Here is a 15,323-nt window from a genome sequence, read left to right on the forward strand (position 1 = left end):
CCGCAAGGGCATAAGACATAAAAATTTTGAGGCAATAAGCGCCCCTTATAACCCCGCAGGGCTGCCATTCATGGCGACTGAAACATCAACACGTCCTCGCCATACTCCACCGCAGACAAATGCTCTGCCGCGAACGACTGCACCGTGCCGCTATCCGGGCTGATCACCGGCACATACAGCGGGCCAACCTGCACCAGCGCCACCACCGCACCGGCCTCGATGTGCTGGCCGGGCGCGACAAAATCCTGCGGACTATGCGGATGGCGGCGCAGCAGCGTGCCGGGCATCGGTGCGCCGATGCGTTGCGTGATGGGGGGGATTTCTGCGGCGGGAAACGTGACAGGCGCGGGCGTGGCTGGCGCGGCTGGCGTAGCGGCGAAGGTCAACCGCACTGACCATTGCTTGCCATCGAGCGCCAGGCTGTTCAGCCCGGAGGATTGCATCTTGCGCGCCAGCGCACGCAGCGTCGGCAGCGGTATTGCGGTTTTATCCATGGAATTCCCGTCAAAGCGAAACACGCCCGCCTGAGCGGGCAAAATCGTAATCTAGCGCGTTCGCAATACGGGCAGTAAGAGGGTTTCGCTTTGCGGCAATAAGCGGGACTTATCCCACCAACGTCAAAGGATGATTCTCAACGTTGCGGCGCGACATCAGCGACAGCAGGATCGATTTCACCGCTTCGGCCGGCTGTGACAGCGGCAGGTGATCCGACATGCAGAACGACAGCGACACCTGCACATCCGGATCGACGATCTTCGCCATCCACGCATCGCCGCTTTTCAGCATCGCGCGCGCGGCGGATTCCGGCATGATGGTGGTGCCGAGACCGGCGCTCAGGGCGGCATTCAGCGTGGTTTGTGACTCGATCTCGCATTTCACGCGGTACTGCAGATTGTTGTGTACGAAGGCATCGTCGAGCACTTTGCGCATGATGTTGTAGACGCGCGGCAGGAACAGATCGTATTGCGCCACCTGCGCCAGCGGGATCTCTTTCACCGGTTGCGCGAGGCTGAACGGACAGACGAAGTAGAGATCCTCTTTCATCAGCGGCATAAAGCGCAGACCGTGAATGGTGCGGTGATCGTAAATTACCGCCATATCCATGCGACCATTCATGATCAGTTCGCTCAGCGTAGTGCCGAAGTTCTCATTGAAATAGAGCACGATGCCGGGATGTTGCTGCTGCACTTCCATCATCAGCGGTAATGCGAGGTTTTGTGCCGCGGTGCCCGGCGCTAAGCCAACCGAGACGCTGCCGCTCAGTGACGCGCCGACCAGCTCGATGGCGCTTTGTGCCTGCTCGCACTGGCGTAAAATCGCCTGTGCGTGGGAATAGAGCGTTTTCCCGGCTTCGGTCGGCGTCACGCCGCGCTTGGTACGAATGAGCAGTTGCTGATTCACTTCCCCTTCCAGCGTAGCCAGCTGCTGGCTCAGCGCGGGCTGGGCAATATGCAAAATATCGGCGGCCTGGGTCAGGCTGCCCACATCAACAATTTTAACAAAGTACTTCAGGCGACGAAGATTCATGAACGCTTCCTCCAACAGAACGCATAGCGGGTATCAAGCAAAGTTGATGCCAAAATAGGCTTTCGCGAATGAACTCAGACAGGAGGGTAGAGCCACAGTGCCTCCTACGGCAGGTGCTGAGTTGGACAGTTGCCGAGACGGCGAGGGTAAAACAGCGACCTTTGCACTGGTATGGTGCGATTCACTCATTAGATTTGGCGATGATGGGAGTGAGTAAACCGGCGGTGCGCGCTGCTAACCGGCACTCAAAGTAACACTCTATTAACATTGCGTCAGGCGCTGGCGCGTGACCTGCCGCGCATTTCCACATCAGGCTCGCCACCTTTATGGCGAAAGTGTGCGGTCGGTTCAGTCATCGCTTTGTGTTATATCACCACAACAAAGCACTATTAACCGCCGCTTCGGGCAAAAACCTATCCTCTGGTAAACGTCGTGTTTGCAGCTTGCTGCAAACCGTTCATGCTGACACTGAGCCAGGATTAACCCATGCCCGAGATAGCCGATCGATTAAAGAATGTGACCGTTTCTGCCTCCGTTGCCATGACCCAAAAGGCCCGCGATCTCGCGGCGCAGGGCATTGATGTGGTGGCGCTATCTACCGGTGAACCCGATTTCCCCACGCCACCTCACGCGATTGAAGCCGCTTATGCCGCTGCGCGCGCCGGGGATACGCGCTATCCGCCCACCGACGGCACGCCAGCGCTGCGCAAAGCGATCCAGCTGAAGTTCAAACGCGATAATCAGCTCGATTACGACGTCAGCCAGATCCTCACCGCCGGCGGCGCTAAGCAGATCATTTTTAACGCGATCCTCGCGACCATCAATCCAGGCGATGAAGTGGTGATCCCGACGCCGTCGTGGATCAGCTATGCCGATATCGTCAAATTCGCTGGTGGCGTGCCGGTGGCGCTACCCTGCACACAGGAGAACGGCTTCAAACCGCTGCCGGCCGATTTAGACGCCGCCATTACCGACAAAACCAAATGGTTGTTGCTCAACTACCCGAGCAATCCCACCGGTTCGGTGGCGAGCCAAGCGGAGCTGCACGCGCTGGGCGAGGTGCTGCTGCGCCATCCGCAGGTGTGGATCATGACCGACGATATCTATGAACACCTGATTTATGACGATGTGCGTTTTTACACGCTGGCGCAGGTTGAGCCGCGCCTGGTTGACCGCGTGCTGACGGTGAACGGCGTGTCGAAAGCCTGGTCCATGACCGGCTGGCGATTGGGCTTCTGCGGCGGCCCGGCGCCATTGATCAAAGCGATGAGCAACGTGAATACCCAGAACAGCGGCGGTGTTTGCACCTTAACGCAGGCCGCGGCGGTGGCGGTGCTGGAGGGCCCGCAGGATCTGCTGCAGGAGCGCGCGCGCATCTATCGCCAGCGCCGCGATTACGTGCTGGAGCGCCTGACGTCGATTGATGGCCTGCGCTGCCACAAACCGCAGGGCGCATTTTATCTGTTTGTGAATATCGCGGGCTACATCGGTAAAACCAGCGCCGGTGGCCGGCTGATCACCAACGATGCCGATTTTGTGCTGGCGCTGATTGAGGAGCAGCACGTGGTGACGGTGCAGGGCGCGGCGTACGGCATGAGCCCGTTTATCAGGTTGTCGTATGCCACGAGCATGGAGCGGTTAGAGACGGGATGCGATCGCATTGCGGCGTTTTGTGGTGGTTGTGTTTAATGTCCAGGTCGCCAAAAAAGGCGACTTGGTTTTTTACCTGGATTGTATAACCTCCGCCGCCGGGGCTACCTGATGACCGCTGGCTTCGATTTCGCTGCGCACAATGGTGGCGAGCGCCAAGGAACCTGGCGTGTCGCTGTGAACCAGAATCGAGCGCGCACGCACCGCTATCTCTTCACTTTCAATCGTCGTCACCGTGCCGTGCTGCAAAAACTGGCGCACGCGGGCGCGCAGCGCGCTTTCCTCGTTGATCACCGCACCGGCAATGCCGCGCGGCACCAGACGGCCTTGCGCGTCATAGGCGCGGTCGGCCAAAAACAGCGTCAGCGTTTTCAGGCCAGCCGCCTGCGCCGCGACTTCAATGATCGTATCGGGCTGGGCGAAGATGATCAGCTCGCTATTGATGCGCGCCACTAACTCCATCACCTGTTGCGCCAGGTCGGCATCGCGGTTGACGATGTTGCCCATCGCGGCGTGGAAACTGAAGTGGGAAACGTGGGTGCCTTCCGCGCGGGCAATCGCCGTCAGCGCGCCGAGCTGATAGGCCACCTGCTGACAAATCTCTTCGGCGCTAAACGGCAGTTCGCGGCGGCCAAAACCCTGGCGATCCGGCAAGCCGGGATGCGCGCCAATGCCCACGCCATGTGCCTTCGCCAGCCGCACCATGTTGGTCATGATCGCCGGATCGCCAGCGTGGAAACCGCAGGCGATATTGGCGGATGACACCACTTTCATTAGCGCGGCGTCATCGCACAGCTGGTAAACGCCGAAGCCTTCGCCCATATCGGAATTCACATCAATCTTCATGTCTGGTTTCCTTGTGCGGATTAAACGGTAAGCGCTTTACGCAGTGGCTGGCAGCTAAAGCGCAAACGGCTCAGCCAGCGCGCCACTTCCTGTTCGATGGCGATCGCTTCACGCACATCGCTGTGGATCAGCTGGATCGGCTGGCCCGGCAGCACTTGCCCAAGCCGCCACAGATCCTGCTCGATCACGCCAGCGATCTTCGGATAACCGCCGGCGGTATTGGCATCGCTTAGCTGGATGATCGGTTCCCCCCCCGGCGGCACCTGCACAATGCCGGGGATCAGCCCGTACGATCGCATCTCAACGGTTTCTGACGGGAAGATAGGATCGCCTGATAGCCGATAGCCGGTGCGATTGCTTTGATTCGACACTTGCCAGGATTGCTGCCAGAAGCGCGCGGCATCGGCGGCAAACAGCGGGTATTCGCCGGAGGGAATGGCGCGCAGCTGAATGTCTCCGGCGCTGTTGCGGGGAAAACTGGCGTGTAATGCGCTGTCTGGCGGTTCAATACCGATGCCGCTGTGCGGAAGTGCCGGGCCGCGATTTTCGCCGATCGCCAGCCGATCGCCACGCTGCAGCGGACGTCCTTCAACGCCGCCGAAGCCACCGCGCAGCGCGGTACTGCGCGAGCCAAGCACCAGCGGCACATCAATGCCGCCAGCAACACACAGATAGCCACGCGCGCCGCTGCGTGGATAACGCAGTTCCAGCACTTGCCCGGCACGCACGCCGCAGCCCCACCATGGCGGCAGCGGCGTGCCATCCAGCGTGGCGCGGCAATCCGCGCCGGTCACCGCGATGCTGCTGTTTTGCAAAAATCGCACGCGGAACGGGAACAGCTGCACTTCAATTGCCGCCGCATTTTCGTCGTTGCCGAGGAGTAAATTACCGGCACGCAGCGCCAGCGGATCCATCGCGCCGCTCACCGATACACCGATGTGGCGATAGTTGAAGCGACCTAAATCCTGCACCGTGTTGAGCGCACCGCTCTGTTCGATCTCAATCACAGCTCAATCCTCTGCGGCAGAAAACGGATGCGATCGCCCGGTGCCATCAGCGCGGGCGATGCGGCCAGCGGGTCAAACACCGCCAGCTCGGCAAAACCAATCGCATTCCAGCCGTTCGGGCCGGTCAGCGCCGAAACGCCCGCCTGCGCGCCACCGATGGTGACGGTGCCTTTCAACATGCTGAGCGACGGCACTTTCTTGCGCGGTGTCGCCAGCAGCGGATCGAGACCGTGCAGATAACCGAAGCCCGGCGCGCTGCCCAATGCAAACACCGTGTATTCGCTTTGATGGTGCAGACGCACCACCTCGCGTGGGCTCAAACCGGTATGGCGGCACACCGCCTCGAGATCGGTGGCGTGTTCTCCGCCGTAATGCACCGGAATTTCAATCAGTTTGCCCTGCGGACTGATCGCCTGCGCCTGATCCCATGCGGCATGCAGCTGCATGCGCACGGCGATTTCATCAGCTGGAATATGGCGGAACAGTACCAGCAGATTGGTGACGCCGGGGATCAGCGCTTCAATCGCTTCATCGGCATGCAGCAGGCGCGCCAGCGACCAGATGCGGCGCTGCGCCGGGAGATCGAAACCGCCTGGCGCTTCCACCAGCCACGCGCGTGCGCCGATGGTGGAGAGCTTGATAGCAGAGGAGCAAGCCAGCGCGGGAACGCTGGCAGGCTGGAGAGCAGAGTGCGACGTCACGGGCATGGTTATTCCAGCGGTTCAAATTTCAGACTGGAGAGCGGCTGTACGCGCTCTTCGCGCACCATTTTGTATTCGGTGTTGGGCCCAATCCACGTATCCCAGATTTTGTCGATGGTGCCGTCATCGTCCATCGCCTTCAGGCTGCTGTTGACGCTGGCCAGCAGCGCCGGTTCATCACGCTTCATGCCGACACCAATCGGCTCCAGCGCCATCGGTTCTTTGATCATCGCCAGATTGATGCCGTCTTTTTTTGCCTGCGAAATGGTTTTGATGCCGGTCATGGTGTTGGTGACGAAGCCCACCGATTTGTTCTGCTCCAGCGCGAGGAACGCGGAGGCTGAATCCTGGAAGGTCACCGCTTTGCCGCCTTTGATATGGATTGATTGCTCAGAAGTGGTGCCTTTGGTGGCGCTGATGCGTTTGCCCTTGAAATAGCTCAGCGGCTTGTCGGCCAGCGGTGCTTTGACCAGCAGCATCTCTTTGGCGACGTAATAGGGATCGCTGAATTGAATCTGGTTGCCGCGCGTTTTGGTGTAGGCCAGATTGGCGATCAGCACGTCGGCGCGGCCGGTAGCAATCACCGCAATACGCGCTTCCACCGAGGTGGGCACCAGCGTCAGTTTGACGTTCATCTGCTTCGCCAGCGCGTTACACAGATCGATATCCATGCCCGCCAGCTGACGTGTTTTCGGATCCGGAGAAGAGAAGGGCGGCACGTCCGAATAGACCGCGCACTTTAGCTCGCCGCTGGATTTGATGTTGGCCATCATGTCGGCATGCGCAGCCGAAATAGCCAGCAGCGGCAGCAGTGCCAGCCCGATGGTGGTAAGTCTTTTCATGGTCATGTGAACTTCCTCAATGATGAATACCACGGCGTCACCGGGACGGAGCGCCTGCGTTCTCGCTTTTCTGGACTATATCGGCTTTGTTTTCAGGCGAAAAAGAGGGAAACCCTGTCGTGCAATAGCAAAAAAATATGGCTAAGCGGCGCATAAGTTCTTTCTATTCGGGCAGAGCAAAAAAGTGTTATCCAGCGCACACTTTTCTCGCCAGGCTGATTGCAAGTCCTCTCGGCAGTCCCGCCGATTACATGTGGTAGAGAGAAGTGAAAAAGCATGAATGCCCGATTAGGCGTGTTACTGAAGATACTGGCCGCGCTGTGCGCCACCCTGATGCTGGCGTGTGTGAAGGGGCTGAACGGCGCCATTCCCACCGGCGAAGTGATTTTTTTCCGCAGTTTTATCGCGCTGTTGCCGCTGTTGATTTGGTTGAAAATGCAGGGCAACGTGCTGGAAAATCTCAAGACGCGTAACCTGTGTGGTCACTTTATTCGCGGCTTCTCCGGCACCGGCGGCATGTATTTTAACTATCTGGCGCTGGTCTATATTTCGCTGGCCGATGCCACCGCGTTGAGTTATGCGGCGCCGCTGTTTACCGTGATCATGGCGGCGATGCTGCTGAAAGAGCGGGTGCGGGTTTCACGCTGGGTCGCGGTGGTGGTGGGATTATCCGGCATTTTGATCATGCTCTCTTCCAGCCTGAGCACCAGCGGCGCGCTGTTTTCCCATGGGGCCAGCAACGCGACGACGAGCATTGGTATGGCATGTGCGTTGCTGGCGGCGCTGTGCTCCGCGACCTCTAACGTGCAAATTCGCTTCCTCAACGGCATCGAGAAGCCGGGCGCGATCGTGTTCTATTTCTCACTGATGACTACCGTAATTGGCCTGGCGACGGCGCTGTTTGGCTGGAGCAAACCCAGCGCGATACAGCTGCTGTTGCTGGTGGGCTGCGGCCTGTTTGGGGGGCTGGCGCAGATTCTGGTGACGCTGAGCCTGCGTTACGCCGATGCGTCACTGCTGGCACCGTTCGATTACACCACGCTGGTGTGGTCGATGCTGATTGGTTATCTGTTCCTGAACAGCCTGCCGGGCAGCACCACCTTGCTGGGCGCATCGATTGTAGCGCTGGCCGGGATATTTGCGGTGTGGCGTGAGAATCGCCAGCGCAAACTGGCGATGGTGAGCAGTACGCCTTAGCGTTGCGCAATAATTTGCGCTGCGACAAATAGGTGTACGCATCCGTAGCGGCGCGATTTATCGCGCAATGAATTGCGCCGCTACACATAGGTGCACGCATCGGTAGCGGCGCGATTTATCGCGCGGTTTTGTTTCTAACGAAACACATCATCAATGATTTCAACCTGCTTGGTGCGCAGCGTCTCATCCAGCCAGCTGCGTTCGAGTGAGCCGGTTTTCGCCAGCTCGAAGTTGTGTTCATCAACGATTAAATACGCCTGCGCCGCTTCGAGAATGCGTGCGGCATCCTGGCGAGGAATCACAATCACACCATCCGCATCGCCCAGCACGATATCGCCCGGTGAAACGTGAATTTTACCGCAGGCAATTGGCACGTTGATCTCGCCCGGACCATCCTTGAACGGGCCGCCCGGCGTGTGACCGGCGGCGTAGATGGGGAAGTCCATGCGTGACAACCCTTCGATATCGCGGACCGGTCCGTCCAGCACAATGCCTTCCATACCGCGCTGTCTGGCATAGGTCGCCATCACTTCGCCCATCAGCGACTGACTGCGATCGCCCTCGTTCGACAGAATAATCACATCGTTTCGGCCCGCCATATCCAGCGCTTTGTGCAGCATCAGGTTGTCACCGGAACGCGCTTTAACCGTCACCGCCAGGCCACACATGATCGGTTGGCGCGGCGCGGTTTTCAGGCTGATCTCGGCCGACAAGGCGGGCAAACGGCTCATGCAATCCGCCACCACCGCAGCCGGTAACCGGCGAAAAGCTTCCAACAGCGGTTCGGCATCGGCGGGACGACGTAAATAGATTCGGTTTCCTGCGCTCATGGTTATTTTCCTGTAGGGAGTGATTTAATTAATCGAGTTGTGTTCCTGGGTAAATAATTAAATGTAAAAGTAAGAGGTTTTATTTTTTGTTTTGATGAGTCATTACTTCATTGAATAGAGTGTTCAGCTAACAAGCTGAATCAGCAGATGATTACTGGCATATGATTTAGCTTACGCGATTGCGCAGGTGTTACGCAGGGGATGTTACGGCTAACCGAGACAGGATCACGAATTAATATTTCGGGTGAATTTAACTCACTGATAATTAATTTTATTGGATTTTATTATGGGGAGATAGATTAAAAGTATTAGCTGAGTATTTAATTATTTTTCAGAGGCAACTCTCAAATCTAAAACGTTAAGTGCAGCGGCAAGTAGAAATCATGATGCAAATCATCTCTCAAAATATAACTTCCAGTTTATATGGCATGGATATAAACTACAGTTTATGAGAGGCAATTTTGAACAGTTGGGAAGTCGAAATTACTTTGCTCTTCGCAGCATGGCTGCAAGAACAAGATGATGAAATGGTTGAAGATGTGCTGTCGAGTCTCGAACTGCTGAAGGTGTTTGGCCCAATGTTGGGGCGACCGGATGTCGATACCGTCACCGGCTCTCGTTTTGCCAACATGAAGGAGCTTCGCGTTCAAAGCAATGGAAGGCCGATTCGCGCATTTTTCGCGTTTGATCCCGTGAGGAAGGCTATCGTGCTGTGTGCGGGGGATAAAACTGGCGTGAATCAGAAGCGTTTCTACCAATCGATGATCAAACTAGCTGATAAAGAGTACAAGCAGCATCTGGAGGAATTAACCCATGCCAAAACTTGAAGAACTGATTGCGCAGCGTTCCCCTGAATCTCAGGAGCGTATTAAAAATAAGGCCGACCAAAAAATCATGGAAATCCGCCTGCGTCAGTTGCGTGAGGAGCTGGAACTTTCACAGGTTCAGCTGGCTGAAAAGATGGGTATCTCGCAACCTGCGATCGCGGCGATTGAGGCGCGAGGTGACGAGATAAAACTTTCCAGCCTGAAAAAGTATGTCGAGGCGTTAGGCGGTAAGCTGAGTCTGAATGTTGAGCTTCCCACCGGAGATGGTCGGATATTTCAGATCTGATGTGGAGGAAGATGTCCGTGAGAAACCGGCATCTTTTTCAGAACGCAGAAAAGCAAAAACCCAGCCATAAGCTGGGTTTTCAGAATGTTGGTGCCCGGACGCGGAATCGAACCACGGACACGGGGATTTTCAATCCCCTGCTCTACCGACTGAGCTATCCGGGCAACGGGGCGCATTAAACCCTAATGGCTTACAGCCGTCAACGGCTTTCGTCAAAAAAGCGGTGCAATCGTGATTGATTGCTTGCTTTTCAGACAAGGTGAACAAAAAGGCTACGCTAGCGCACCATTTTTGCGGCACAGCGCGATACCGAGTACATCTTCCGCCAGACGGCGCGCCGTCGCGACATCCTGTACGTTGCGTTTCACCAGCAGTTTGCTCAGGCAACCTTCCAGAATCAGCTCCATCTGATCGGCCACCATGCTGGGATTATCCAGCGCTAAATCGACCAGAATTTCATGGGTGAATTGCCAGGAACTGCGCTTTTGCTGTTCGGCTAGCTGATGCACCGGCTGATCGGGTTGCGGATAGAAGCTGCAGGCGGCGATAAACAGGCAGCCGGGAAAACGACCTTTGCTGACGTGCTCACTCAGCACTTCGTAGCGGGCTAACAGCTTTTGTTCGGCGCTGAGGTGTTCATCAAGCTGCACCTGACGACGCCAGCTGTCAATCTGCTGGCCGTGATAGCGCAGCGCGTCATACAGCAAAGCATCACGATCGGGCCAGAAACGCGTGAGTTGTTCGGCTTCAAGACCGGTTGCGCCAGCCAGCTGAGTTAGGGAAGTGGTGGCGGCCAGGCCACTTTGTTCGAGCACATTCAACGCATGCTCGAGTATTTGTTCACGTTGCAAGTGACTCTCCTCTGGAATGCGGGCCCGCTCGCGGACGAACGGGCAGTGTCCTGCTGACAGTGTCGTTTAACGTGACACATTCTGCAAATGCGCGCGGAAATCGGCGGCGTTGAGGAAGCCGGTGACGCGCGAATCGGGGATCTCTTTGCCTTGCGTATCGAAGAACAGAATGGTGGGCAAACCTAAAACCTGCAGATGCTGCAACAGCGCGTTGTCCTGCGCATTATTGGCGGTGACATTGGCTTGCAGCAGTTGTACCTGACTTAGGGCGTTACGCACGCCCTCATCGCTAAAAGTGTATTTCTCGAACTCTTTGCAGGCCACACACCAGTCGGCGTAGAGATCAACCATGGTGATACGGCCTTGCGCCTGCTGCAGCGCGCTGTCGAGCTGCTCGCTGCTGGTGATGGTGTGGAACGGCAGATGCGCCACGGCTTGCGCACTGTTGCTGCTGCCAAACGCCCAATCCTGTAGCGGGCGCGCACTGACCAGCGCGGCGGCGAGCATGATGATTTGCAGCACGCGCCATTTGCCGCTGGCGCGCAGGCTGAGGCTGAATGCCCAGGCAAAAAACGCCACGCCGAGCAGGCTCCACAGACGGATGCCCCACAGATCGCCAATCACGCGCTCCAGCAGGAATACCGGCAGCGCCAGAATCACAAAGCCAAAACCCTCTTTGACGGTTTGCATCCACGGCCCACTTTTTGGCAGCAGCTTGTTGCCAAACATCGTCACGGCAATCAGCGGCAGGCCCATGCCGAAGGCATAGAGCCACAGCGTACCTGCTCCGGCCCACAGATTACCGCTCTGCGCGATGTACAGCAGAATGGCGCTGAGCGGTGCGGTGGTGCAGGGCGAGCAGATCAATCCGGCCAGTGCGCCCATCATAAATACGCCCGGCAGCGAGCCACCTTGCTGGCGATTGCTCCACAGCGTGAGGCGCGTTTGCAGGCTGGCAGGCAATTGCAGCGAGAACAGGCCAAACATCGACAGCGCCAGCACGATAAACAGCGCCGACAAGCCAATCAGCACGTAAGGATGCTGCAGCGCCGCCTGGAAGCGTAATCCGGCCGCTGCCACAACCATGCCGAGCACGGTGTAAGTCAATGCCATACCTTGCACATACACCATCGCCAGCGCGAACAATCGCCCCATCGAATAGCGGCGCGGGCCTCCTAAAATGATGCTGGAGATCAGCGGATACATCGGCAGCACACACGGCGTGAAAGCGACGCCAATACCAATCAGCAGCGCCCAAAGCGGTGAAAACGGCAGCGGCGTGCTGTGATTGGTGGGCTGCGCGCTGACCGCAGGCGCAGCCTGATTGGCGGCAACCGCGCTCAGCGGCACCGCGCGGGTTTCCGGCGGATAGCAGAAGCCCGCAGCCGCACAGCCCTGATAGGTCACGGTGACGGTCGCGCCGGCAGCGGCCTGGCGCAGCGTGATCGGCAGTTGCAGATCCTGCGGATAGATTTCACTTTTGCCGTAGAACTCATCTTCGTGCGGCTGGCCCGGCGGCAGCGTGAGTGGAGCAATTTGCGCTTTTTGCGGCGTGACGTGGATTTGCTGGCGATAGAGATAGTAGCCATCCTTCACTTTCCAGCTGAGCGTCAGCTGATTGCCTTGCTGAGTGAAATCGAAGCCAAACGCCTGATCAACCGGCACAAAGCGGCTGTTGTTGTTCGGGGAGAAGAGTGAGGCTTGTGCCGAAAGGCAGAAAACCAGCGCCAGGCAAAAGCCGGCAAGGCGAAAGAGTCGTGCAGCCATAGCGAATGAGTGAGCTCCGGTGGCGAATAGGCCGCGATAATAGCACGACCGCTTCGCCACGAGGTTTTCAGGATGTAAACGCGCTACAGAATCAGGCTGCCAAACAGGAAGCCAAACGCCACCGAGAAGGCAATCGCTAACACGCCGGGAATAATAAAGGAGTGATTAAACACAAACTTGCCGATACGGGTTGATCCGGTGTCATCCATTTCCACCGCGGCCAGCAGCGTAGGATAGGTTGGCAGCACAAACAGCGCGGAAACCGCCGCAAAGGACGCCACGGCGGCCAGCGGCGAGACGCCCAGCATCAACGCGGCAGGCATCAACGCTTTGGTGGTGGCGGCTTGCGAATAGAGCAGCGTGGCGGCGAAGAACAGCACCAGCGCCAGCATCCACGGATAACCTTGCAGCATGTCACCGGCTAACGCCTGGATATCGTTGAGGTGCGCTTTGACAAAGGTATCGCCCAGCCACGCTACGCCCATCACGCAGATACAGGCGCTCATGCCCGATTTAAAGGTGCTGGCGCTGAGGATTTCACCGGTATCGACTTTACAGGTCAGGCAGATCAGCGTGGCAACGGTCAGCATAAACACCACGATGGCTTCGTTGCGCGGCAGCACGGGATTGCTGATCAGGCCAACACTGTCGCTAATCGCGGTGGCGTAGAGCACCACGGCGGCGATGCCGATCAGGAACAGCAATACGGCACGCTTCGCGCCCGGTTTGATGTCATAAACCTGCTCACCGCGCAGTTTCACTTCACCTTTCGCTAAACGCGCCTGATATTTCTCATCATCCCTGAGCTCCTTGCCGAGAAAACTGGTGATGATGGCGGCGCAGAAGATCGCTGCCATGGTAGAGGGAATCGCCACACCCAGCAGCGCCAGATAACTCACGCCATGCGGTTCAAGGATTGAAGCGAAGAATACCACCGCCGCCGAGAGCGGCGAGGCGGTAATGGCAATCTGCGAGGCGACGACCGCAATCGACAACGGACGCGACGGGCGCACGCCTTGCTCTTTCGCCACTTCGGCAATCACCGGCAAGGTGGAGAAGGCGGTGTGGCCGGTGCCGGCCAGCAGCGTCATGACATAGGTGACCAGCGGCGCAAGGAAGGTGACATAGCGTGGATGGCGGCGCAGCAGGCGTTCTGCTAATCCCACCAGATAATCGAGACCACCGGCGATCTGCATCGCGGCAATTGCGGCAATCACCGCCATGATAATTTCGATTACATCAAAGGGAATCGCGCCGGGTTTCAAGCCGCAAATCAGCGTCAACGCCAGCACACCTAAACCGCCCGCGAAACCAATACCGATGCCGCCCAGACGCGCACCGAGCCAGATCGCCAGCAGGACAATAACCAACTCCACTACTACCATTCGTTCCACTCCCTGAGCCGCGGAGAAATCCCGACTCTTAAAGTTGTAGCCGCCAAAATGAAAAAAGCACGCCGCATTGTATATGGGCGTGCTGTTGGCAACTTGATCCGGAACGGATTACTGTTCGTTTTCGTCGGTGTAGCGTTTGGCTTTGTACGCCGGATGCATCAGGTTCTGAATGGAGAAAATGTCATCCAGTTCGGTTTCCGTCAGCAGGCCGCGCTCCAGCACCACTTCACGCACGCTTTTACCGGTTTCGGCGCAAATCTTACCGACGATATCGCCGTTGTGGTGGCCGATGTACGGGTTGAGGTAAGTGACGATACCAATCGAGTTGAACACGTAAGCTTCACACACCGCTTTGTTGGCGGTGATGCCGTTGACGCATTTTTCCAGCAGGTTGAAGCAGGCGTTAGTCAGGATGCTGATCGATTCAAACAGCGCCTGGCCAATCACTGGCTCCATCACGTTGAGCTGCAGCTGACCCGCTTCTGACGCCATGGTGACGGTGATGTCATTGCCGATCACTTTGAAGCACACCTGGTTCACCACTTCTGGCACCACCGGATTGACTTTGGCGGGCATGATTGATGAACCGGCCTGCAGTTCAGGCAGATTGATCTCATTCAGGCCGGCGCGCGGACCGGAGGAGAGCAGGCGCAGGTCGTTACAGATTTTCGATAGTTTCACGGCCAGGCGTTTCAGCGCCGAGTGCACCATCACGTACGCGCCGCAGTCGGAGGTGGCTTCAATCAAATCTTCTGCAGGCACCACCGGCAGATTACTCACTTCCGCCAGACGCTGTACCGCCAGCTGCTGATAGCCATCCGGCGTATTGAGACGTGTGCCGATGGCGGTGGCGCCGAGGTTCACTTCCAGCAGCAGTTCAGCGGTGCGCAGAATGCTGCGAGTCTCTTCATTCAGCAGCACGTTAAACGCGTGGAACTCCTGGCCAAGCGTCATCGGCACTGCATCCTGCAGCTGAGTACGACCCATTTTCAGAATGCTTTCGAATTCAACCGCTTTGCGCTGGAAACCTTCGCTCAGCTGATTGATGCCGTCGAGCAGTTTCAGGATCGAAGCGTACACCGCGATACGAAAACCGGTTGGATAAGCATCGTTGGTGGACTGACACTTGTTCACGTGATCGTTGGGATTGAGGTACTGATATTCACCTTTCTGGTGGCCCATCAGCTCCAGGCCGATGTTGGCCAGCACTTCATTGGTGTTCATGTTGACCGAGGTGCCCGCGCCGCCCTGATAGACGTCAACCGGGAACTGATCCATGCATTTACCGTTATTCAGCACTTCATCACAGGCCTGAATAATGGTGTTGGCGATATTGCGGGGAATGGTCTGCAACTCTTTGTTGGCGAGCGCGGCTGCTTTCTTCACCATCACCATACCGCGGACAAACTCCGGTATGTCGCTGATTTTGTTATTACTAATGTAGAAGTTTTCAATCGCACGCAGAGTATGAACACCGTAGTAAGCGTCTGCCGGAACTTCGCGCATGCCTAACAGGTCTTCTTCGATACGAATGTTGTTCGCCATGATTACCTTCTTGTTATTGCTGCCTGGTTACTGCCGGGCGTCGGGATGGACGG

General features: G+C 57.2%; 15 protein-coding genes and 1 tRNA gene. 4 read left to right on the forward strand and 12 right to left on the reverse strand.

Going from position 1 to position 15,323, the window contains the following annotated elements; all coding sequences use genetic code 11:
• Positions 1 to 68: 68 nt before the first annotated feature.
• Complete coding sequence (locus P6287_RS02105) at positions 69 to 494, reverse strand: acetyl-CoA carboxylase biotin carboxyl carrier protein subunit (protein WP_277974431.1); 426 nt, start codon at positions 492 to 494, stop codon at positions 69 to 71.
• Positions 495 to 603: 109 nt separating this feature from the next.
• Positions 604 to 1,527 (reverse strand): nitrogen assimilation transcriptional regulator NAC, encoded by a 924-nt coding sequence (gene nac, locus P6287_RS02110; protein WP_049851333.1) that lies wholly within the window; start codon positions 1,525 to 1,527, stop codon positions 604 to 606.
• A gap of 486 nt (positions 1,528 to 2,013) precedes the next feature.
• Between nac and P6287_RS02115 the strand changes: the two genes are divergently transcribed.
• Positions 2,014 to 3,216, forward strand: coding sequence for a pyridoxal phosphate-dependent aminotransferase (locus P6287_RS02115; RefSeq protein WP_192412586.1), 1,203 nt, complete (start codon positions 2,014 to 2,016; stop codon positions 3,214 to 3,216).
• Positions 3,217 to 3,249: 33 nt separating this feature from the next.
• On the opposite strand, the gene P6287_RS02120 is transcribed toward P6287_RS02115, so the two are convergent.
• Genes P6287_RS02120 through P6287_RS02135 form a run of 4 tightly spaced genes read right to left on the reverse strand, consistent with a single transcriptional unit; the run spans position 3,250 to position 6,579 of the window.
• Positions 3,250 to 4,023, reverse strand: coding sequence for a 5-oxoprolinase subunit PxpA (locus P6287_RS02120; RefSeq protein WP_277974432.1), 774 nt, complete (start codon positions 4,021 to 4,023; stop codon positions 3,250 to 3,252).
• A 20-nt stretch (positions 4,024 to 4,043) separates the two neighbouring features.
• Positions 4,044 to 5,030: a biotin-dependent carboxyltransferase family protein gene (locus P6287_RS02125; RefSeq protein ID WP_277974433.1), complete on the reverse strand. Its 987-nt coding sequence runs from the start codon at positions 5,028 to 5,030 to the stop codon at positions 4,044 to 4,046.
• Positions 5,027 to 5,737 (reverse strand): 5-oxoprolinase subunit PxpB, encoded by a 711-nt coding sequence (gene pxpB, locus P6287_RS02130; protein WP_137385029.1) that lies wholly within the window; start codon positions 5,735 to 5,737, stop codon positions 5,027 to 5,029. Before pxpB ends, P6287_RS02125 begins: the two co-directional genes overlap by 4 nt.
• A 2-nt stretch (positions 5,738 to 5,739) precedes the next feature.
• A complete protein-coding gene (locus P6287_RS02135; RefSeq protein ID WP_277974434.1) occupies positions 5,740 to 6,579 on the reverse strand; it encodes a transporter substrate-binding domain-containing protein in 840 nt (279 codons plus the stop codon).
• A gap of 270 nt (positions 6,580 to 6,849) precedes the next feature.
• Between P6287_RS02135 and P6287_RS02140 the strand changes: the two genes are divergently transcribed.
• Positions 6,850 to 7,770, forward strand: coding sequence for a DMT family transporter (locus tag P6287_RS02140; RefSeq protein WP_277974435.1), 921 nt, complete (start codon positions 6,850 to 6,852; stop codon positions 7,768 to 7,770).
• Positions 7,771 to 7,904: 134 nt separating this feature from the next.
• Here P6287_RS02140 and P6287_RS02145 read toward each other — a convergent pair whose 3' ends face one another.
• Entirely contained in the window at positions 7,905 to 8,600 is a 696-nt protein-coding gene (locus P6287_RS02145; protein WP_101762304.1) for an RraA family protein, read from the reverse strand.
• 461 nt (positions 8,601 to 9,061) lie between these two features.
• Between P6287_RS02145 and P6287_RS02150 the strand changes: the two genes are divergently transcribed.
• Positions 9,062 to 9,427, forward strand: coding sequence for a type II toxin-antitoxin system RelE/ParE family toxin (locus tag P6287_RS02150; RefSeq protein ID WP_277976874.1), 366 nt, complete (start codon positions 9,062 to 9,064; stop codon positions 9,425 to 9,427).
• Complete coding sequence (locus tag P6287_RS02155; RefSeq protein WP_008109607.1) at positions 9,414 to 9,713, forward strand: helix-turn-helix transcriptional regulator; 300 nt, start codon at positions 9,414 to 9,416, stop codon at positions 9,711 to 9,713. The genes P6287_RS02150 and P6287_RS02155 overlap by 14 nt, the downstream gene beginning before the upstream one ends.
• Before the next feature lie 88 nt (positions 9,714 to 9,801).
• Here P6287_RS02155 and P6287_RS02160 read toward each other — a convergent pair.
• From P6287_RS02160 to aspA, 5 genes are all read right to left on the reverse strand, one after another.
• Positions 9,802 to 9,877: transfer RNA gene (locus P6287_RS02160), tRNA-Phe, on the reverse strand.
• Between the two features lie 108 nt (positions 9,878 to 9,985).
• The gene (locus tag P6287_RS02165) at positions 9,986 to 10,564 is read right to left on the reverse strand and encodes a transcriptional regulator (RefSeq protein WP_101762303.1); all 579 of its coding nucleotides are present in this window, start codon (positions 10,562 to 10,564) and stop codon (positions 9,986 to 9,988) included.
• A 66-nt stretch (positions 10,565 to 10,630) separates the two neighbouring features.
• Positions 10,631 to 12,331 carry a protein-disulfide reductase DsbD gene (locus tag P6287_RS02170; RefSeq protein ID WP_277974436.1) on the reverse strand — a complete coding sequence of 567 codons (1,701 nt, stop codon included), beginning with the start codon at positions 12,329 to 12,331 and terminating at the stop codon, positions 10,631 to 10,633.
• 83 nt (positions 12,332 to 12,414) lie between these two features.
• Positions 12,415 to 13,716, reverse strand: coding sequence for an anaerobic C4-dicarboxylate transporter (locus P6287_RS02175; RefSeq protein WP_101762301.1), 1,302 nt, complete (start codon positions 13,714 to 13,716; stop codon positions 12,415 to 12,417).
• A gap of 117 nt (positions 13,717 to 13,833) precedes the next feature.
• Complete coding sequence (gene aspA, locus P6287_RS02180; RefSeq protein WP_101762300.1) at positions 13,834 to 15,270, reverse strand: aspartate ammonia-lyase; 1,437 nt, start codon at positions 15,268 to 15,270, stop codon at positions 13,834 to 13,836.
• Positions 15,271 to 15,323 lie beyond the last annotated feature (53 nt).

The sequence above is a fragment of the Pantoea sp. X85 genome (assembly GCF_029623675.1).
In the GTDB taxonomy this organism is placed as follows: Bacteria; Pseudomonadota; Gammaproteobacteria; order Enterobacterales; family Enterobacteriaceae; genus Pantoea; species Pantoea leporis.